Origin of the sequence: Paenarthrobacter sp. NPDC091711, assembly GCF_044756605.1 — a bacterium.
Taxonomy (GTDB): domain Bacteria; phylum Actinomycetota; class Actinomycetes; order Actinomycetales; family Micrococcaceae; genus Arthrobacter.
Map to the genome: position 1 here is coordinate 76,192 of NZ_JBIVTF010000007.1, position 19,808 is coordinate 95,999.

Genomic DNA, 19,808 nt, shown 5'->3' on the forward strand with positions numbered 1-19,808 from the left:
CGGCCCTACTCGGGTTGCGGGACGTCGCCGGGCTTGTCGGCGTCGAACGGTTCGTCCACGGGGGAGCGGCTGCCGCGGCGCCGGGTGACGATCAACCCAACCACCACGCCGATCACCAGGCCCAGTCCCACTCCTATGAGTGAGCTGGCCCAAAACGGGAGCTTGGTGGTGGAGCCGGTGAAGTATCCCAGGCCTACCTGCCACACGGCCCACAGCACTGCCCCGAGGCCGGCGCAGAGGCTGAACCCGCGCACCGAGACGTTGGCGATGCCTGCCGCGGATGAGGTGGCGAGCCTGCCGCCGGGGATGAAGCGCGCGCCGATGATGGCGCCGTAGGTTGACGAGCGGCCAGCTTTTGCGATGGCCTCGTGGATCCCGCGGTGGACGCGCCGGCCCCATGCCCACCTGTCCAGAACGTGGCTGATACGCCGTTTGAACAGCATGAACACCGCCATGTCACCCAACCAGGACGCGAATGCGGCCAGGAACAGGACGAGCCAGAAGTTCGCGTGGCCATCGGCTGCGAGCGCCCCGCCGGTGATGACCACCATTTCGGAGGGGATGGGCGGGAAGATGGCGTCGCCCAGCACAATGGGGACGATCCACAGGTAAATCGCGGATCCCCATGTTTCCGGGGCGGTGATGTCCATGGGCACAAGGTACCGCACTTGCCGTGTCCGCCGCTTCGGAGTGAGACTGGCGCCATGCGAATCGACGTTTTGCAAGGTGATCTGACTAAACGTTCTGTTGATGCGATCGTCAACGCCGCTAACTCCTCTTTGCTCGGGGGAGGGGGAGTGGACGGCGCTATCCACAGGGCTGCGGGCGGGGAGCTGCTGGAGGCGTGCCGCGAGCTGAGGCGGACGCAACTGAAGGACGGGCTGCGGGTGGGTTCGGCTGTCGCGACTCCTGCTTTTCGGCTCCCTGCCCGCTGGGTGATCCACACTGTGGGACCCAACCGGCATGCCGGACAGACAGATCCGGCCCTGCTCACCTCGTGCTTCCACCAAAGCTTGATGGTGGCGGCAGGGCTTGGTGCCCGGTCAGTGGCGTTCCCTGCGATCAGCGCCGGTATCTATGGTTGGGATGCGCGCCAAGTCGCGGAGGTGGCGTTCGACGCCGTGAGGTCGTTTTCGTCGTCGTCTTCAGCGCGTGCCTCTACAGACAGCCCACTGGAGTTGGTGGAGTTCGTGCTGTTCTCGGATGACACGACGGCGGTCTTCCGGGATGTTTTTCGGGGCTAGACGCTGCTGAGCATCAAGCAGGTTCGGGCCGGATGCGGCTCCGCGTTTCAGCAATGCGTCGGTGCCCAAGGAACTTTCCTGCCCTGAAATACCAGTACGGCCATGCCACCCAGGCGGAAGCTCCGGCGAGGAAGCCCACTCCCATCACTGCGTAACGGAGCCACTCCGGCCCGGGGATAAGAAAACCGAGTCCGGCAACGGGTAGCCCGATCAACAGTGCTCCGCCGATGAACCGGCCAAGCTTCGCGAGACCCTTCGGGTAGTCCTCACCGTGGAGAAGCTTGTTGTTCGCCACCAAGAACCAGGCACCTTGGATCACGATGGCTGCCACGGAAATTGCCGTTGACGGTCCGAAGTCCAGGACTTTGAGTACCAGCAGCGCGGAACTTGTGGCCCCCGCCGCGCAGGCGGCCACTGTTGCCCAGGTGAGCGGTTCGGTCCACGCTGTTTTCGGAAGGCGCTTGCGGACTTGGAGTATCACCGGGATGACGAGCACGTTGAACGCCGCACCCGTGGCATCGTTGATGGTCCCGAAGACGTAAGGCCCGCCGTTGGGCACCTCAACGGCATACATGGCTCCGAGCGTCAGGACGCCGGCCGCGCCCACGGCGGCTGCGGAGTAGGCGAGGACCGAAGCGGTCCTGTCGCCCGGAATGTCAGTGAAGTGTGCCATGGCGACTCCCGGATTCTGCCCAGCAAACCCATGGTATCCCTGCGTCGTAACGGAGGGAACGGGCTCGGAAAAACGGGTCAGGACTGGGCTTCGCTGAGCTCCAGTTGGCTGCGGTATTCCACGGGCTGCTTGCTGATGGGGTCCACAAAAGTAATGCCACGGGCCAGCAACTGCAAGGGTTTGGAGTAGTCGTCCGGTGCCTTGTCCAGCAGGTCCGGGTAGAAGGCGTCGTTGACGATTCCCAGCCCGAGCGAGGCCATGTGCACGCGGAGTTGGTGCGTCTTTCCGGTGTGCGGCTCCAGCCGGTACAGCGCGCGCTGGTGAGTTCCGGCGTCGAACGTTTTTGTCTGTTCAATGCGCGTTTCAGCGTTCGGTTCACCCGGAATGACTTCGGCGAGCAGGTAGCTGCGGGACTTGGTCATGCGGTTGCGGACAACCACAGGGAACTCGACGGCGGGAAAACCTGCGGCGGGCGTCGCGGCGGACACACACTCGTATTCCTTCTGGACCTGGCGCTTCTCGAAGAGGACCTGGTACTTGCCGCGCGTTTCCGGGTTGGTGGAGAGCAGCAGCAGGCCGGCGGTCATGCGGTCCAGACGGTGCATGGGGATGAGGTCCGGGAGGTCGAGCAGGTTCCGGAGCCGGACCAGCGCGGATTCCTGGATGTAGGTGCCGCCGGGCGTGGTGGGGAGGAAATGCGGTTTGTCCACCACCAGAATGTGCTCGTCTTGGTGAAGGATGGTGATTTCCACGGGCAGCCGTGTCTCCGGTGGGAGAGTGCGGTAGTACCAAATGAAGGTGTGGTCCTCCAGTTTGGTGCTGCGGTCCAGGGGTACGCCGCCCTCGCCCACGATTTCGCCGGCGTCGAACCGGTCCTCGATGCCTTGGGGGTCGATGTGTCCCCAGCGGTGCATCATGTAGTCCATGGCGGTGGTCCAGGGGCCCTCGTCCGGCAGGCGCAGGCGGGTCGCGTTCACGCCGTCGCGCACGGGGAGGGGGGATTGCATCACCGGACAATTCTACCGGCCACGCGTTGTGGGGCCTGCTCTGCGCCCCTAGACGTGTGCGAATCGCGCAGAGCGGGCCTCACAACGGAAGGGCTAACCGAACACAAAAAAGTTCTTGACAATAAAAGTTGTCGGTAGACATACTTGAAGCATGTTGGACATCGAAGTGATCGAGGACCCGGCCGCGGCGGAAGCCTCGCTGGACCCCATCCGCACCCGTATCCTGCAGGAGCTCGTGGAACCTGCGTCCGCCACGCAACTGGCCGCGAAGGTGGGGCTGCCCCGGCAGAAGGTGAATTACCACCTCAAAGCACTGGAACGCCACGGGCTGGTGGAGCTGGTGGAAGAGCGACGCAAGGGCAACGTCACCGAGAGGGTGCTGCGTGCCACGGCGGCGTCCTACCTGATCTCGCCCGTCGCGCTGGCGTCCGTGGCGCCTGACCCCCGGCGCTTCTCTGACCGGTTTTCGGCTTTCTGGCTGCTGGCACTGGCCTCCCGCACTGTGCAGGAGATGGGCAAACTCATCGCCGGTGCTGCGGTGGCCAAGAAGAAGCTGGCCAGCTTCGCGATCGATGGCGAGATCACTTTCCGCTCTGCTGCCGAACGGGCAGCGTTCGCGGAAGAGCTCGGCGTGGCGGTGACCCAACTTGTGGATAAGTACCACGACGGCGGTGCTGCCGCCGTGGCCGGCGGCGCACGTAAGCACCGCCTCGTCGTCGTACTTCACCCTGCACTTAAAAAAACCCAAGCCTCCCCGGAGCAATCAGCAGAAAAGGATCAAAGCAATGACTGACAACCGGAAATTCGAAATCGTAGCGGACACCGAACTGCCCGGCACTCCCGAGCGGGTGTGGCAGGCGGTCACCAAGGACACTCCCGCCTGGATGTTCCCCACGGATCAGTGGCCCGACGTCAAGACCACCGAGGAATACCCCAGCCACTTGGTGTCCCGGATGGACGGCCCCGACGGATGGTTCAACCAGCTGGAGCACATCCTTGAGCCGCTCGAGGGTGGCCGCGCCAAGCTGCACTACGTTCACAGTGGCATCTTTGCCGACAACTGGGACGAACAGTACGACGGCGCCAGTAAGCACACAGAGTTCTACCTGCACACCCTCGGCCAGTATCTTCAGTACTTCGATGGCAAGCCCGTGGTCTTCACCGATGTCCAGGCACCCGCGTCATCGCAGACGCCGGACGGCTTCCTGCAGCTGAAGCGGGCGCTCGGTGTGGAGGGCGCGGCCGCCGGTACTGCCGTGGATGTGGACGTCGACGGCGTAGGCCGGCTGAGCGGGGAAGTGGACTTTTCCAACGAGAACTTCCTGGGCCTCAGGACTGCCGACACCTTGTACCGCTTCTTCGGCAGGAACGCTTTCGGCGCTCCGGTAGGCATGACGGTGCACGAGTTCAGCGGCTCCGGCGATTCGGAACTCACGGCCAAGGCCTGGGGCGCATTCCTGGAGAAGGTGTACGCCTAAGAGCCCGGTGAGGCCGCCCAGGCCCGAGCCACGGAATCCAGGGCGGCCTCGTAGATTCCCGGCCAGTCCGTCCCGGGATCGTTCATCTGCGCCAGCTCCAAGCTGACGAGTCCGTGGACCTGCCCCCAGATGGCCATGGCCACGAGTGTGGGCTCGTCCGAGCGTAAGGCTCCCGCTGACTGGGCGGCGACCACCGCCTCCACCAAGGGGAGCATCGACTCGGAGGCGACTTCCGGCGTCGGGCTGCAATCAACGTAGGCGGCCAGTGCGCCGCCGAACATCAGGCGGTAAAGGGCCGGGTGGTCCAGCGCCCAGACGCGGTAGGCCCGGCCCAATCCCAACAGCCCGTCCTTGGCGGCCTCGCGTTGGGACTCTCCAAAGGAGCGAAAACCGTCGTCGACGGCGGCCCTTAGCAGTTGGGCTTTGCCGCCGAACAGCGAGTAGATGGCCGTGGTGGACGTCTCTGCGGCAGCGGCCACGTCGCGAAGGGTGACGCGCGCCGGACCTTCGCGGTCCACTAGTTCAGCGGTGACCGCGAGAAGCCGATCCTGAACGTGTTGATCATGAATTACGGGTCTTGCCATACCCTCAAGTGTTTCATAACATTGTTTCATAACAACGTTACGAAACCCGGATCCGGGAACTCGACGTTGTCCCAACTGAAGGATTCTCATGGCACAGGAGATCTTCCCAGGCCGCTTCACTGCGGATGTCGGGCGCGAAACGGTCACCGTTTTCCTCATCGGGATGCGCGCAAACCGCTGGTGGAAAGTGGCCCGCGTGGCCAAGGTCGCGGCGGCCATGCCCACCATGATGCAGCACCTCGCCAAGAACCCGGACGCCGGGCTCCTCGGCAGCGAGCAATGGTTCGGGCGGACAACCATGCTGCTCAGCTATTGGGAAAGCCCGGAGCACTTGAGGCGTTTCGCTGCGGACAAGGACTCCCCGCACCTGGGTCCATGGCGGAAGTTCATGAAGGAGATCGCAGGCAGCGGCGACATCGGCGTGTGGCATGAGACGTACCAGGTGCCGGCGTCGGGCATTGAAGTGGTGTACAACGGCATGCCGCTCTTCGGGCTCGCCAAAGCCACCACGCATGTTCCGGTCGGACCCGGCAGTAACACGGCGAAGCAGCGCATGGGCGGGGCGGCTCGATCCGCAGGCCCGGCCCCAACCAGGTAGCAGATCAGGTCGTTCCCAGCGCTGAGAACGACCCCAACTGCGACTCAGTTGGGTACCAACAGCGGAACCGGCCGCCGGCCCGGCAACCTAGGCGACCGCGACGGCGGCTGGCCGCTCTGCCTTGAGGGTCCTGCGGAGATGGGGCGAGGCATCGAGCTTGTCCTGGGCGGCCCGGAGGGCGCCGACGGCGAACTCCAACTGCGCGGCGGGCAAGGTGAACGGAACGCGCAGGTAGTGCTCGAACGCGCCACCCACCCCGAACCGTGGTCCGGCCGCCAATCGAACGCCGAAATCCGGAGCGAGCACCGTCAAGGCAGTGCTGCACGGTGTAGGCAGGTGGCACCAGGCTGTGAGGCCACCGCGGGGGCGTTCAACCTCCCACTCCGGCAAGCGCTCCGCAAGCAACCCCAGCAGGGATTCCCGCTGATGCCGAAGCTCCGCGAGCCGGGCATCAAGCGGTTCGGCGAAAGCCCGCACCAGGCGTGCCGCCGCCAGTTGTTCCACCACCGGCCCGCCCAGATCCATGACTGTTCTCGTGGAAACAAAGCGGGCAATCAAGCCCTCGTCTGCCCGGATCCACCCGGTCCTCAGCCCCGCCCAATGCGACTTGCTGAGTGATCCGATGGAAACCACGGCGGGACTGAAGGTGGACATCGGTGCCGTGCGGACGCCGTCGAGGTTCAACCCGCGCAGCGTTTCATCCACCACCAACACGGTCCCGGAGGCAGCGGCGGCCCGCGCGAGGCGCCGCCGTTGCAGGTCTGACATGATGCGCCCGGTGGGGTTGTGGAAGTCGGGCACCAAGTAGGCCATGGCGGGGCGCTGCTGGTTCATGGTGGCCACCATCGCATCAATATCCCAGGCTGGAGAGGTACTCGACTCTAGTGCAGGCAGCGCGACTGGAAGGGGCTTGCACCCGGCGGCGCGGATGGCGTCCAAAGCGTTGGGATACGTGGGATGTTCCACCAGGACCCGGTCCTGCTTGCCGGCCAAAGTGCGCAGGACGATATTGAGCGCATGTTGCGCGCCGGAGGTAACAAGGACCTGGTCAGGGGTGGTGGGGACCCCCTCAGCCGTGTACTTAGCGGCGATGGCTTCGCGGAGCGCCGGAACGCCCACGGCGTCGTACCCGAAGCCCGGCAGGAGGGCGGGCAACTCGGTCAGTGCGTCGGCAAAGGCGCGGTGCACTACCTCGCCGGCGGCCGGGAGTGATGCATAAGCCAGGTCCAACAGTCCCTCCGGGACTGCGAGTCCGGGGGCGCTCACCGGCGCGGTGCGGTGGGGGATGCACGTCCGGCCACGGCTGCCCTGACCTGCTGTGAGGAAGCCCTGTTCGCGCAGGCTCGCATACGCGGCGGTGACCGTGGTGCGGCTGAGGCCAAGCGTCTGCGCCAGCGCCCGCTCGCTGGGCAGGGCCACATCCAGTGGGATGCGTCCGTCCATCACCAGCAAACGCACGACGTCGGCCAGCTCGCGGTAGGCGGGCAGGGCGCCGGAATTCCAGGAGCCGAGGAGGCGAACGAGCGCGGTGGGGTTCAGTGAGCCGGACATCAGACCAGTATTTCAAACTGGCTATGGAATGCAAGGCCAGTTTTATCGGAGGATGGAACCCATGATGACCCGAAGAATCACCCAACTCCTGATCGGCCTCGCGATGTACGGCATCTCCTTGGCCATGTTCATCCGTGCCGGGCTCGGCTTGGACCCCTGGGATGTGTTCCACCAGGGCGTCTCCGAAAAGTCCGGGTTCAGCATTGGTGTTGTGGTCATCGCAGTCAGCTTCCTGGTCCTTCTCCTGTGGATCCCGCTCCGGCAGATGCCAGGGATCGGAACCATCGCCAACGCCGTGCTTGTGGGACTCTTCGCCGATCTTGGGCTGTGGCTCATCCCGGAGTTCTCACACCTGGGCGGACAGATCGCCATGCTCGCCGGTGCCGTGATCCTCAACGGCATCGCCTCCGCTTGCTACATCGGTGCCCGTCTTGGACCCGGCGCCCGCGATGGGCTGATGACCGGACTTGTGCGCCGCACCGGGTGGTCCGTGCGCCTGGTCCGCACAGGCATCGAAGTGGTTGTCCTTGCTGTGGGCTTCCTGCTGGGCGGTTCCGTCGGGGTTGGAACGGTGGTCTACGCGTTGGCCATCGGCCCCATTGTGCAGGTGCTGCTTCCCAAATTCATGGTGCCCGAACGTCCCAAGGCTACGGCCCCCACGGAAACCGTGGAGGCCGCATCGGCTGCTTAGGCCTCAGCACGCAGGCACTAACGGATCGCCCGTCTAACGGCACGCCTCCAGATCCTCGCCGTACTCCAACCAGTCCGGCAGGTCCTCACTGAAGGCATCGCGGATGGCGGGCGAACCAGCGCTCCGCCAGTCGACGTCGTCGTTAATTTCGATCTCGTACTTCTTCCACTCAAACCAGTTGATCATCTTCAATTGCGGGTATTTTTGATGGGTTTCATCCGAAAAGACCTGACGCCACCACGCTTGCTTGACGTCCAGTTCGGACGCCCCGGCGCGGGCCGGGGTGAAGATGGCTGCTGTCTCCGGGATGGCCACCGGCTTGTTGTGGTCCACACCGTACACGCGATAAAAATCCGGGACGGAACTGTCGTCACCGGCGGTGCCGCTGTACGTGCCGGTCAGCATGGCCAGGAACTTGCCCGGCTCCGAGATATCGTTGTTCCCCCAAGGCCGCTGATTGCCCCAGTGATACAGGGAAACTCCCACCCAATCCACGGCGTCGTCCCCTGGATAGTAGGGCGCGTAGGTGTCGTCGGCCATGGTGATCGCACCATCATGGTCTGTGTCCAAAGCTGCGAAATCCGGCGTGCCCGGACGCGCCGCGAACTGGCCTCCAGTAAACGGGTAGCCGCCGCCATAGTTCGGGGCCCACATCATGGACGAACCCGGCGCCTGTGAGTGCACGGCGGCGGCCACCTTGCGGAACACCTCAACATAACGCAGCGGCTGCTGACCCCAGGAATACCAGGAACCGTTCATTTCATGCGCCAAACGTACGACGACGGGCGTCCCCTGATCGTTGATGTCCCGTAAGTCGGTGGCGAGTTTGGCGATCACTTCCTCACTCATGGTCTCCAAACCGCCGTGCGGTTCGAGTGTCAGGAGCAACACGCCGCCAGTGGGGCGGACCTGGGTGACGGCATTGGTGGTGTGTGCCCACGTTTCGTCGTCGTAGGGGATATCCGAGAATTGCACCACCACCGCCGGATCATGGCCGAGGTTTTCCCGGTGCTCGGACAAGGTCTCCGAGTCCCAATCCAGGTTCACGCCCAGAAGCACTCCATCCTTGGGGATCATGGTGGAAGCGTCCCCGGCCCGGCAGAGGGATAAAGCCTGGACAACCGGGACCACTTCCTGGGAAGCGAAACTCAAACCGGTGGCAGCCAGGGCAGTCACCACCAAAGGAATGAGCAGGCTGGCCCGCCGGCGTTTTCTGTTCGGATGTCCCGTGAAGGCAGGAGGAACCGGCGCCATGGTCAGCCCCAGCCCAGGGAACGATGGCGACGCCCGAAGAGACTCCGCCAACTCAAGCGCGGCGCAACTCCGCGTGGCCGCACAAGTGCCGTGCCGCCGTCGACCGCGTCTTGACGGTTTGCATAGACGCGGGCCACATGACCCAAATGGGCTTGGAGGCGGGTTTCCTGCAGCTCGCTGGAATGACCGAAAAGGCGGAGATCGCCGCCGCGAAGTCGGAGCAGGTGCAGCACCTCAAGCAGCCCTACGACGCCTGAGGCTCCCACGGATGTCACCGCATCGACATCCACCAGAACCAGGATGGGGCCGTCCGCGGCGGCCTTGGCGGACGCTTGGCGAACGGCGAGAACGGTAGTGGCATCCAAAGCGCCGGTTACGGTCAGCTCCAGACTGGTCAGATCCGCTGTCTTCTGTGCGGAGGAAATGGTCATCGGGGCAGGGGAAAGCATGGACATGGGGGTCGCTCCTTGCTGGGGGGTGGAACGGCGAGTGGTTGCTGTCAGTTTTTGGATTCGGAGGGGGTCCCAAGGACGCTGGTGAGTTCCTTCGGGGTGGGCATCGGCTCCTCCAGGTGATCGCCGGGGCCGCGGTACCTTGCCGCGCCGATCACCACGCTCAACAGCGCCAGGTCCAAAGCAACCCAGGCAAGCGTGATGAGGGTGGGATACAGCGGCGCTTCCCCGAAGGACACTCGGGCAATGCCGATGAGCGAGGACACAACGAGCAATGCCATGGCTGCCACTTGCAGCCTGACGTGCTGAAAACCGCGTCCTGCAGCCTGCTTGCTCTTGGCCGTCACCGAGAACGTGAGGTGCTTGCCAAGGAAGACCGCCGCCGCACCGGAACACGTGGCCGCTATCCAGGTGGGAAACAGTGCGAAGGACCATTGCTGGCCGCGCCACAGTCCCTTGGAACCGTTGCCCGCTACTTGGAAAAGCAGCTGGCAGGTCACGAAGAAGGGCAGGAAGAGGCAGAAGAACACCACCGGGCTGGCAGTCAGCGGGTAGGTCCCAGCCACCAGGAACACCACAGGCGCTGCGATGTAGCTCAGGGCGGCGAAGCCATTGAGATAACTCGTCATAGTGCCCAGATACATGAGCCGTTGGGCCACGGTGAGGCCCCGAAGCAAGACCGGATTGTCACTGAAGAACACCTGCATGGTGCCTGCCGCCCAACGATGCCGCTGCGAAAGCATGGTGGACACGTCCTCGGGGGCCAGTCCGTGGACCAGGATCTCGTGGTGGTAAACACTGCCCCACCCCATCGCGTGAAGGTGCATGGCCGTTGCCATGTCCTCGGTAATGGTGGTGGTATCCATGGGGTGGATGGCCAAGGCCTGGTCCGTGTGCGCAACATCCACGGATTCCAGGACCGCGTCCAGTTCCGGCACCACATCGTCCATCGCATCGGGCACCGCCAACGCGGCAGCATGGAAGGCGACGCGGAGCTCAAAAGTGATCTCGGCAAGGACATCGCCCCTGCGCACCTGATGCTCCGCACGCGCCACGGCCTCCAACGCCTGTTCCGCGACCGGCATGGCGGCAGGATGGCGCCTACCCAGTTCGCCATGAAGATCCTGAAGCCTGGACCGGCCCCTGCGCAAGGCACGCCACGTCTGCTCCGTGGCTGTCCGGGTGTAACGGGTCAAGCCCAGCGCCATGAGGGCTTCCCGGCGAAGGACAGCGTTGGAACCGCAGAAGAACGCTGCGTCCCAGCCGTCCTTGCCCTGCTGGATGGGTCCATAGAAGAGTTCCGCCTGGCTTCCCAACGGGTCCCGCTCCGGAACATTCCAAAAGTGCTGCGGCGTCTGGACAAAGGCCACTTCTTCGGCGTCGAAATACCCGAGGACGCGGTCCAGGAAGCGCGGCTCAGGGACCTGGTCTGCGTCGAAGATGGCCACGAACTCGCCCGTTGTCAGGGACAGGGCGTTGTTGACGTTGCCCGCCTTTGCGAAGCGCTGCCGGCCATCCCATTCGGGGCCACGGGTGATGTACCCGACGCCGATCTGCCGGGCTGCTTCAGCAAATTCGGCCCGATCTCCGTCGTCAAGAATCCACGTTTCGTGGGGGTACTCCATGTCCCTGGCCGCAATGGCCGTCTTCATCACCAGGTCTAGTGGTTCGTTGTACGTTGCGATGAATACGTCCACCGATCTGCCCGGCAGGGCAGGCGGGGGAGGCGGACGTCGTCGTGCGTTCCACATGGTCACGGCGTACAGCGCCGATTCGCCGAGGCTGTAAGTCTCCGCGACCACGAGAGGCAGCGAGATCCACCAAGCATCCCAGGCCACAGTGCTCGACCAGCGCCAACTGATGTAGATCACTCCGAAGGAAACCACCAGAACTGCAAGGATCCTTACCAGTATTTGTCTGTAAATGCCCATCTTTAGCCTCCGGTAACTGCTGGGGAAAAGGCCAAGGCGCGCCAGTATGTCCACACGCTCTTCAGAGCGAATTTGGGAGGACACGGCTGACGCGCCTGGAGCTGCATCGTCGATGCTCAAGGGAAGGAATTCGGTTGCGAACGGAATGTCCTTACTGCCAATGGGCTTGAAATTCTTGTCAAAGCCAATCGGTTCCTTATTCCACTTTCTCCCGCCGACATTTCATCCTCGTTACGGCATTGAAAAGAAAACCCGCGTTGATTATTTCTTTGCCGTGACGTTTTGCGTGTCGCATCGAAAAGGCTTGCGCGCCACAGGGGCGGGCCTTCAGAGTGGCACCATGAAGCGAAGACTCATGCCCCTGACGATGCTCGTCGCCGGCCTGACCATCGCAGCTACCCTCATTGCTCCGGAGCCATCTGCCCAGGCCGCCGCTGGTATGCCAGCCCCCGGATCACTGGTTTGGAGCGACGAATTCAATGCCCCCGCCGGCACGGCGCCCGACCCCGAAAAATGGACCCACGACACCGGAGGATCCGGATGGGGCAACGGCGAACTGCAGTACTACACCAACAGCACCGGCAATGCCGCAGCTGATGGTCAGGGCAACATGGCCATTACTGCCCGCAAGGAAAACCCTGCCGGATATGAGTGCCACTACGGGACGTGCCAATACACCTCCGCCCGGCTGTTGACCGCCGGCAAGTTCAGCCGGACTCAAGGCCGGTTCGAAGCCCGACTTAAACTGCCCAAAGGCCAAGGCATGTGGCCCGCCTTCTGGATGCTCGGAGACAACGTGTTCTCCGACGGCTGGCCCTCCAGCGGGGAACTCGACGTCATGGAAAACGTTGGCAAAGAACCCGGGACGGTCTGGGGAAGCATCCACGGACCCGGATACTCGGGGGCCAACGCCGCAAATGCCAGCTACACACTGCCCGGCGGTAAGGCCCTGAGCGATGCTTTCCACACGTTCACCGTTGACTGGGGGCCCGATTCCATCACTTGGTACATCGACGGAATCTCTTACTCACGGAAAACCAAAGCCACAACTTCCGGACCATGGGTCTTCGACCACAATTTCTTCCTTCTGCTGAATCTTGCCGTGGGCGGCCATTGGCCGGGAGCGCCGGATTCGGGCACGGCGTTTCCCCAGACCCTGCTGGTTGATTACGTCCGCGTCTACGAGCTTGCTTCGGTTCCGGCGACGCCCGCTTCTGCGTCCAGCACACGAATCCAGGGCTATACCGGAAAATGCATCGATGTAGCTGGTAGGCAAGCTACGGACGGGGCCCCATTGCAGCTATGGGACTGCGACACCTCCGCCTCGGAGCAATGGACCTTTGCTGCCAACGGCACCATCCGCTCACTAGGCAAGTGCATGGACGTGGCGTGGGGATCGACGGCCAACGGCGCACCAGTGCAACTCACCAGCTGCAACGGCAGCCCTGCACAGCAGTTCGTCCTCAACAGTGCCGGGGATCTGGTGAACCCGCAGGCCAACAAATGCGTGGACGTAGCCGACTGGAACTCATCCAACGGTGCGAAACTGCAACTATGGGATTGCGCCGGTACCACCAACCAAAAGTGGTGGCGGATGGCGTAAAAAACGTCCGACGGCGGCGCGCATCTTTGCGGAGTCCGGCGGCTATTGCTGGGGCGGCTGGGGAGCTTCCTGGAGTAGCGGGCCGGGCAGGCAGATGCGCGCAGCCGTCGCGGCGGTGGGTGGCCGGACCTGGCTGGCTTTTAGGTGGCCGGGTCCGGCCGGTTGGGTGTGTTTTTTGAGCAGGGGGTTTCTTGATTAGGGAGTTGGCTGGCAGCGCGGACAGAAGTAGATGTCCCGTTCCTCGGTGCCGTCCGGTCCGGCCAGGAGGCCGCGGCGTACCGTAGCGCCGCAGCGCCGGCAAGGTTGGCGTTCCCGGCCGTACACCCAATATCCGGGGCGCAATGCGCGCGGGCCCAAGGTGGTTCGCCGGCCCGGGCCCAGATTTTCGCCGAGGAGGCGTTTGGCATCGTTGACTGTCTTAGCGAGGTCAGGAACGTCGCCTACCGGCAGAGCCGGGTGAATGCCGGAGAGGAAGCACGACTCACAACGGTAGATATTGCCGATGCCTGCCAGCTTCCGTTGATCCAGCAGGGCAAAGCCCACAGTCACGTCCGGTTCGGCGCGAAGCCGGCGCAGGGCTTCTTCCTCGTCCCAGTCAGGACCGAGCAAGTCCGGGCCGAGGTGCCCAACAATCTTGTCTTCCTCAACAGTGGGCACTACTTCCAGGATGCCGAGTGAGAACCCGACCGCGTCTGCGGAGTCCGTGCGGAGCACACACCGCGCAGTGTGGCCGGGTTTCGTCCAGCGGCCTCCGGGCGGGTAGATCATCCAGTTCCCTTCCATTTTGAGGTGGGAGTGGATGGTCAGGGCGCGGGGTCTTCTGCTGGCGCCGGGTTCCTCGTCAACCGGGCCCGCTAAGCGCATGAGCAGGTGCTTGCCCCTGGGAACGACCTCGGTCATGGTCCAGTCCGCCAGGTTCAAGGTGGCGAAGCGCGGCACACGGAAGTCGGAGGCGTTGATGGTCTTCCCTGCCAATGCCTCGTTCAGGCGTGAGGCAGCCCGCCAAATGGAATCGCCTTCAGGCACGGATTCGGAGTCCCTTCGGTGTGGAGTAGGCCCCCGCAGCCGCCAAGGCAACTGCGATGGGAGTTTCCAGGAGATCGTGACCGTTGACCTTCTCCATGAAGAGTTTGTCCACGGCACCGCGGCGGACCACATCCACCAATGCCTGGGCCGCAACTGTCAGCACGGCCTCGTCCTGGCTGAAAGTGAGCAGGGTCTTGCCGCCGCGTTCCACATAAAGGACCAACGCGCCGTCCACCATCACCACCAGCGCACCGGCTTTGCGCCCCGGGCGGTGACCGGAACCGGCGTCGACAGAGAGAGCAGGCCACGGAAGAGCAGCACCGTAGGGGTTGGCGGGATCTGTCGCGGCAAGGGCAAGCGCGGAAGGCTCGGCTTTGGAGATGCGCGCGTCCTCGGTGAAGGACCTGAGACGGTCCACCGTGGCGGGGACAGCGAACTGGGCGGCCCCCAAATGCTCAATGAAGTAACCGCGCCTGCAACGCCCGGCTTCCTCCAAACGAGCCAGGACTTTATACATAAGCCCGAAGCCGCCAATGATGTTCTCTGCCATGACCGAGCCCCGGGTGACCACGCCGTAGCGGTCCAGCAGCAGTTCAGCGGTGCCGCGGGCGTGGATGGTGGGGTCCAGTTCCGGCGCGGGTAGCGCAGACCAACGACCCACGGCCGACGGTGGCGCAGCCGCGATGCCGCCTGTCACCGAGCCATAGCGACCACCCGTGAGCCCGGGAGAGCCCAACAATCCCGTCCCATGTGAACGGCCAAGCCTGCTCATTCGCGGAGCGCGGGCTCTCGGCGCTTTGGCCACTTGCCGGTGCGCGGTTTTCCCGCCGGCGATCATGGCCCTCACCGGAGCGAAAGTATCCCCTGTGACGCGGCCGGCCCAGACGAGATCCCAGAGGGCGGAAACCACGGCGTCGTCGCTCAACACCGCATCCATGCCACCGGCCACCTCCGTGAGTTGCCGGAAGAAGTAGCCACCACCTGCGCTGAAGTGGTCCAAGAGCCGTTGCTGGGCGTCGCCGGGTTCGAACTCGGGGTCCGGGTTGAGCGTCAGCTCAGCGGAATCGGCTACATGCAGGCTGATCCAGCCGTCGTTCCCTGGCAGGGACCCTGCCCCGGACCAAAGGAGTTCGCCAGCTGCCATGAGTTCGTCCAGCATGGCCGGTTTGTAGTCCGCCACCCTGCTCGCGAGGACCAGGGGTTCCCACGCGGATGCCGGGATGGGCACGCCGGACAATTGGTCCACTGCCGTGATGATGCCGTCCAGCCCCCGCAAAGCCTGGCTTCGGGACTTGCCTGGCGCGGTCACGTTCTGCCAGGCCGGCAGGAATCGACCATAGGCGGCCGTGTCCACGGGCTCCACCTCGGCCCGCAGCGCAGCGAGGGAACGACGGCGCAGCTTCCGCAGGACCTCGGCATCGCACCATTCACTGGACGGCGGGGCGTCCACGGTCATGAGCTCTGAGTCGGCTCGTTCTGCAGGCTGCTCGGCGACCGCGTGGGGCCGGAACTCGCCTTCCACCACTCGACCATCATCAGCGAGGCGTTTCAGCGCCGTATTGACCACCGCGACGCCAAGCCCCAGCCTGGACGCAGCTTCTGAGGCAGTGAAGGGACCATGGGTGCGCGCGTACCGGGAAACCAGATCGCCCAAGGGATCGTTGACAGGCTCAATGAAGGCGAGCGGCACACCCATGGGCAGCGGAACGCCGATTGCGTCACGGAGCCGCGCCGAGTCCTCAATGGCAGCAAAACGCTCGACGCCGCCGATGGTTACCTTCAGGGCGCGGTTGGCTTTCTGCAATGCCGTGAGGTGTGCCCCGGCGTCCGCTACGCTGCCGTGGGGTGTTACGACGGAAGCTTCCTCTGCGAGCTCTGCGTCATTGGGTTCTGCCCGATCTGGTGACGGCGCTCGTGCTTCAGGCTGGAGGGACGATTCGGGTGCTTTGGCACCCTCCAGCCGCTCTGCGACTTCCTCAACGTTGAGCGGGCCAAGCAGCCGAAGGAGATCCGCCACGCCCTCCATGCCACGAACCCGCCGGTCCGGCGCAAGCCGCTGCAACTCCATCTCGGTCTTGTCGATGACTGCGGCGTCCAGGAGTTCGCGCAGTTCCACGCGACCCAGGAGTTCGTTGAGGAGGGTGGAGTCCAGGGCCAGGGCGGCAGCCCGGCGTTCGGCCAAGGGGGAGTCGCCCTCGTAAAGGAACTGGGCCACATACCCAAACAGCAGGGACTTCGCGAAGGGGGAGGGTTGCTGCGTGGTGGTCTCCACGATCCTGAGTTCCCTGCGCTCCACGGAAGCCGCAATGTCTTTGAGGGCGGGTAGATCGTAAACATCCTGCAAACATTCGCGGACGGCTTCGAGCACGATGGGGAAGGAAGGGTACTTCTTGGCGACATCCAGCAACTGGGCTGAGCGCTGGCGTTGCTGCCACAGAGGCTGACGCTTGGCCGGGTTTTGGCGGGGCAGGAGCAAAGCGCGGGCCGCACACTCACGGAACCGCGAGGCAAACAACGCGCTGCCGCCCACTTCGGCGGTGACGATTTGTTCGAGTTCCTCGGGGTCGAACAGAAAGAGCTCTGCACCGGGTGGCTCGTCCTCCATCATGGGCACGCGTAGGACGATGCCGTCGTCGGCTGCCATGGCCGATCCGTCCAGACCGTAGCGCTGTTGGAGCCGTTGGCCCACCGCAAGTGCCCACGGGGCATGAACGGGCATGCCAAACGGGCTGTGGAGGACTACCCGCCAGTCGCCGAGTTCGTCGTGGAACCGTTCCACCACCAAGGTTCGATCGCTGGGAACAATTTCCGTAGCTTCCTTTTGCTCCCTGAGGTACTGAATCAGGTTGCTTGCGGCGAAGGCATCCAAGCCGCTGGCCTGACAACGTTCCATAGCCGGGGCCTCGTCGGCTGCGGAGAGTTCGCGGATGAAGGCACCCAGTGCGCGGCCCAGATCCACGGGCCTGCCAAGGGAGTCGCCTTTCCAGAACGGAAGCTTGCCAGGTTGGCCAAACGCGGGGGAGACCAGCACGCGATCGTGGGTGATGTCCTCGATCTTCCAACTGGTGGCACCCAGCGCGAAGACATCGCCTACCCGGGATTCGTAGACCATCTCTTCGTCGAGCTCACCAACGCGGCGTCCACCCTTGGCTGCACGCGCCGACGCGGTGGGTTCACTGCCGTCTGCGTTGGCGGGGGAGGCCGAGCCCTCAACTTCCGTACCGATGATGTACACGCCGAAGAGTCCACGGTCCGGGATGGTGCCACCGGATGTGACGGCTAGGCGCTGGGCTCCGGGCCTGCCTTCAATGGTCCCGGCGTGCCGGTCCCAGATGATGCGGGGCCTGAGCTCGGCGAATTCGTCTGAGGGGTACCGGCCGGCCAGAAGGTCCAGCGTGGCCTCAAATGCCGAGCGTGGCAAGCTCGCAAACGGCGCTGACCGGCGGACAGTGCTGAACCAGTCCTCAACATCGATGCTGCCCAGGGCGGCAGCGGCCACTGTTTGCTGGGCCAGGATGTCCAAGGGGTTGGCCGGAATGCTCAGGCGCTCAATCTGCCCGCTGAGCATGCGTTCAACAGTGACGCTGGTGTGGAGGAGATCGGCCCGGTGCTTGGGGAAGAGGACGCCTTCGGAGATCTCACCAACCTGGTGTCCGGCACGCCCGACGCGTTGCAGACCGCTGGCTACGGATGGGGGAGATTCAACTTGGACCACCAAGTCCACAGCACCCATGTCGATGCCGAGTTCCAGCGACGATGTTGCCACCACGCACCGGAGCCTGCCGGACTTGAGGTCGTCCTCGATCATGGCGCGCTGGTCTTTGGACACCGAGCCGTGATGCGCGCGGGCCAGAACAGGATCGGCGCCAGTTGTGTTTCCGGCCTGAGCCATCATGTGTGCCGGGGTTGCCGTCGAGGCCGGGATTCCCGGGTTGGATTCGGGGGCGGCCCACTCGCTGCCGCCTACCGCCATCAACTGGCGCTCGGCGTAGATCTCATTGAGCCTGGCTGTGAGCCGTTCTGACAAGCGACGGGAGTTGGCGAACACGATGGTGGATTGCTTGGACAGGACCAAATCCACAATCTGTTCCTCAACGTGCGGCCAGATGGACGCCTGAGGCTGCAATCCCGACGCCGGCCCGGAGTCGAACGCTCCGGCAGCGCCCTGCAGATCGGACATGTCCTCCACAGGTACGGTGACCGTGAGGTTCCAGTTCTTCTTGGATGGTGGAGCGACGATCTCCACGGGGGCCTGGCCGGCCAGGAACTGCGCCACCAGCTCGCGCGGCTGAACGGTTGCCGAGAGCCCGATGCGCTGCGCAGGCTTCGGAAGCAGAGCATCCAGGCGTTCCAAGGAAACGGCCAGGTGGGCGCCACGTTTGGTGCCGGCTACGGCGTGCACTTCATCGATGATGATGGTGTCCACTTCGCTGAGCGTTTCCCGTGCACGGGAGGTCAGCATGAGGAACAGGGATTCCGGCGTGGTGATGAGGATATCCGGCGGGTTGGTCAACAGCGTGCGGCGATCTGCCGCCGTCGTATCTCCTGAACGGACGCCGACCGTCACCAATGGTGCGGGAAGGCCTAAACGTTTGGCTGTTTGGGTGATGCCGATCAGGGGTGCGCGGAGGTTCCGCTCCACATCCACACCCAGCGCCTTGAGCGGCGAGATGTAGAGGACGCGGGTCTTGGTTTTAGGCCGCTTTGCCCTGCCCTTGCCATTGGCTGGGACAGTCTCAAGACCTGGCAGGGTGTCAGTGGGCTTGGAATGAAGGCGATCGAGCGCCCACAGGAAAGCCGCAAGGGTTTTGCCGGAACCTGTAGGCGCCACTACCAGGGCATGGGAGCCCGAGGAGATCGCGTTCCAGGCGCCATCCTGCGCGGGCGTGGGCTCGGAAAAAGCGCCGAGGAACCATTCCCTGGTTGCCTGGCTGAAACGGCTGATAGCGCCATCCGACGCCTTCGGCTCCTGCATTCCTCCATCATGCCTCACGGCTCCGACAGAATAAGCCGGAGCCGTGAGGAGACGGTCAGACTGCTTGGAAAGCGGTGATGGTCAGGAGCTTGATGCCGGCGTTGCTGCACGCATCGTGGGGCTCCGGGATGAACAGTGAGGCCGTGTCGTTCGGCGGGTAGATGCGGAAGCCGGCGGCGGCCACCTTGGTGCAGTCGCCGTAATTGCCGGCCTGCGTGTAACGGATTTCGGCCCACGCCGACTTCCCCGGAGCCAGTTCTATTTTGGTGACCGGGGTTGTGGTTTCCCGGGTTGCCGGTTCGCCGATCGGTTCACCGTTGGCGTCGGCAGTCAGTGAGACTCCTGCGAAGCCCTCCAAGATACAGGGGGCGCTGCCGGAGTTGGTCAGGATCAATTTCTCATAGATGCTGCCGGCCGCGCCGCCGCCGGTGGCGTCCGTTGCGGCGGTGAGCGATGCCGCCTTGCACAGCGCGGGTGCTGCGGGTGCAGCGGAGGTTGCTGTCGCGGAGGGGGATGGCGTCGTCGTCGCCGTTGCGGAAGGCGTCGCTGATGCCGAGGGAGATGAGGCCGAAGGCGTCGAAGAGGTTGGCGGGGCACTGCTGCTTCCCGACGGGCTGGGGCTTGGCCCGCAGGCAGCAAGAAGTAGCAGCGCAGCGGCTGCCGTCGTCGTCACAAGTCCGGTTTTGATGCGCTGAGTCCACATGGGCACCAGCCTTGCCCCGGCCCTGATCCGAGTCAATT

At 64.1% G+C, this 19,808-nt stretch carries 17 protein-coding genes; 6 read left to right on the plus strand and 11 right to left on the minus strand.

Annotated elements, in window-relative coordinates; all coding sequences use genetic code 11:
• Positions 1 to 5 precede the first annotated feature (5 nt).
• Complete coding sequence (locus ACIQH5_RS12580; protein WP_024819549.1) at positions 6 to 650, minus strand: DedA family protein; 645 nt, start codon at positions 648 to 650, stop codon at positions 6 to 8.
• 54 nt (positions 651 to 704) lie between these two features.
• Between ACIQH5_RS12580 and ACIQH5_RS12585 the strand changes: the two genes are divergently transcribed.
• Positions 705 to 1,244 carry an O-acetyl-ADP-ribose deacetylase gene (locus ACIQH5_RS12585; RefSeq protein WP_400403655.1) on the plus strand — a complete coding sequence of 180 codons (540 nt, stop codon included), beginning with the start codon at positions 705 to 707 and terminating at the stop codon, positions 1,242 to 1,244.
• A gap of 13 nt (positions 1,245 to 1,257) precedes the next feature.
• Here the strand turns inward: ACIQH5_RS12585 and ACIQH5_RS12590 are convergent, their stop codons facing one another.
• Together ACIQH5_RS12590 and ACIQH5_RS12595 are read right to left on the minus strand one after the other, a co-directional pair.
• Positions 1,258 to 1,917, minus strand: a complete 660-nt coding sequence (locus ACIQH5_RS12590) for a hypothetical protein (RefSeq protein WP_400403658.1) — start codon at positions 1,915 to 1,917, stop codon at positions 1,258 to 1,260.
• A 77-nt stretch (positions 1,918 to 1,994) separates the two neighbouring features.
• Positions 1,995 to 2,924, minus strand: a complete 930-nt coding sequence (locus tag ACIQH5_RS12595; RefSeq protein WP_400403991.1) for an RluA family pseudouridine synthase — start codon at positions 2,922 to 2,924, stop codon at positions 1,995 to 1,997.
• A 151-nt stretch (positions 2,925 to 3,075) separates the two neighbouring features.
• Between ACIQH5_RS12595 and ACIQH5_RS12600 the strand changes: the two genes are divergently transcribed.
• Both ACIQH5_RS12600 and ACIQH5_RS12605 read left to right on the plus strand, forming a co-directional pair.
• Positions 3,076 to 3,717 (plus strand): ArsR/SmtB family transcription factor, encoded by a 642-nt coding sequence (locus ACIQH5_RS12600; RefSeq protein ID WP_400403660.1) that lies wholly within the window; start codon positions 3,076 to 3,078, stop codon positions 3,715 to 3,717.
• Positions 3,710 to 4,402, plus strand: a complete 693-nt coding sequence (locus ACIQH5_RS12605; RefSeq protein WP_400403663.1) for an SRPBCC domain-containing protein — start codon at positions 3,710 to 3,712, stop codon at positions 4,400 to 4,402. Before ACIQH5_RS12600 ends, ACIQH5_RS12605 begins: the two co-directional genes overlap by 8 nt.
• Here ACIQH5_RS12605 and ACIQH5_RS12610 read toward each other — a convergent pair.
• A complete protein-coding gene (locus ACIQH5_RS12610) occupies positions 4,399 to 4,986 on the minus strand; it encodes a TetR-like C-terminal domain-containing protein (protein ID WP_400403665.1) in 588 nt (195 codons plus the stop codon). The two genes, ACIQH5_RS12605 and ACIQH5_RS12610, sit on opposite strands and share 4 nt — an antisense overlap.
• Before the next feature lie 88 nt (positions 4,987 to 5,074).
• On the opposite strand from ACIQH5_RS12610, the gene ACIQH5_RS12615 reads away from it, so the two are divergent.
• Positions 5,075 to 5,584, plus strand: a complete 510-nt coding sequence (locus ACIQH5_RS12615) for a DUF4188 domain-containing protein (protein WP_400403667.1) — start codon at positions 5,075 to 5,077, stop codon at positions 5,582 to 5,584.
• An 87-nt stretch (positions 5,585 to 5,671) separates the two neighbouring features.
• Here ACIQH5_RS12615 and ACIQH5_RS12620 read toward each other — a convergent pair whose 3' ends face one another.
• On the minus strand, positions 5,672 to 7,135 hold the full coding sequence (locus tag ACIQH5_RS12620; RefSeq protein ID WP_400403670.1) for a PLP-dependent aminotransferase family protein: 1,464 nt from the start codon (positions 7,133 to 7,135) through the stop codon (positions 5,672 to 5,674).
• Positions 7,136 to 7,196: 61 nt separating this feature from the next.
• Between ACIQH5_RS12620 and ACIQH5_RS12625 the strand changes: the two genes are divergently transcribed.
• On the plus strand, positions 7,197 to 7,826 hold the full coding sequence (locus tag ACIQH5_RS12625; RefSeq protein WP_400403672.1) for a YitT family protein: 630 nt from the start codon (positions 7,197 to 7,199) through the stop codon (positions 7,824 to 7,826).
• Positions 7,827 to 7,859: 33 nt separating this feature from the next.
• Here the strand turns inward: ACIQH5_RS12625 and ACIQH5_RS12630 are convergent, their stop codons facing one another.
• Genes ACIQH5_RS12630 through ACIQH5_RS12640 form a run of 3 tightly spaced genes read right to left on the minus strand, consistent with a single transcriptional unit; the run spans position 7,860 to position 11,463 of the window.
• A complete protein-coding gene (locus tag ACIQH5_RS12630; RefSeq protein ID WP_400403674.1) occupies positions 7,860 to 9,080 on the minus strand; it encodes a glycoside hydrolase family 26 protein in 1,221 nt (406 codons plus the stop codon).
• A 2-nt stretch (positions 9,081 to 9,082) separates the two neighbouring features.
• Positions 9,083 to 9,535: an STAS domain-containing protein gene (locus ACIQH5_RS12635; protein WP_400403676.1), complete on the minus strand. Its 453-nt coding sequence runs from the start codon at positions 9,533 to 9,535 to the stop codon at positions 9,083 to 9,085.
• Between the two features lie 44 nt (positions 9,536 to 9,579).
• Positions 9,580 to 11,463: a glycosyltransferase gene (locus ACIQH5_RS12640; protein ID WP_400403994.1), complete on the minus strand. Its 1,884-nt coding sequence runs from the start codon at positions 11,461 to 11,463 to the stop codon at positions 9,580 to 9,582.
• A 340-nt stretch (positions 11,464 to 11,803) separates the two neighbouring features.
• Here ACIQH5_RS12640 and ACIQH5_RS12645 point away from each other — a divergent pair, with 340 nt between their 5' ends.
• The gene (locus tag ACIQH5_RS12645) at positions 11,804 to 13,066 is read left to right on the plus strand and encodes a ricin-type beta-trefoil lectin domain protein (protein WP_400403679.1); all 1,263 of its coding nucleotides are present in this window, start codon (positions 11,804 to 11,806) and stop codon (positions 13,064 to 13,066) included.
• Between the two features lie 195 nt (positions 13,067 to 13,261).
• Here the strand turns inward: ACIQH5_RS12645 and ACIQH5_RS12650 are convergent, their stop codons facing one another.
• From ACIQH5_RS12650 to ACIQH5_RS12660, 3 genes are read right to left on the minus strand one after another with little or no spacing between them, the layout of a single operon-like run.
• Positions 13,262 to 14,092: a DNA-formamidopyrimidine glycosylase family protein gene (locus ACIQH5_RS12650; RefSeq protein ID WP_400403682.1), complete on the minus strand. Its 831-nt coding sequence runs from the start codon at positions 14,090 to 14,092 to the stop codon at positions 13,262 to 13,264.
• Positions 14,085 to 19,067, minus strand: coding sequence for a DEAD/DEAH box helicase (locus tag ACIQH5_RS12655; protein ID WP_400403684.1), 4,983 nt, complete (start codon positions 19,065 to 19,067; stop codon positions 14,085 to 14,087). Before ACIQH5_RS12655 ends, ACIQH5_RS12650 begins: the two co-directional genes overlap by 8 nt.
• A 55-nt stretch (positions 19,068 to 19,122) precedes the next feature.
• Entirely contained in the window at positions 19,123 to 19,770 is a 648-nt protein-coding gene (locus tag ACIQH5_RS12660; protein ID WP_400403997.1) for a DUF4232 domain-containing protein, read from the minus strand.
• Positions 19,771 to 19,808: the final 38 nt, after the last annotated feature.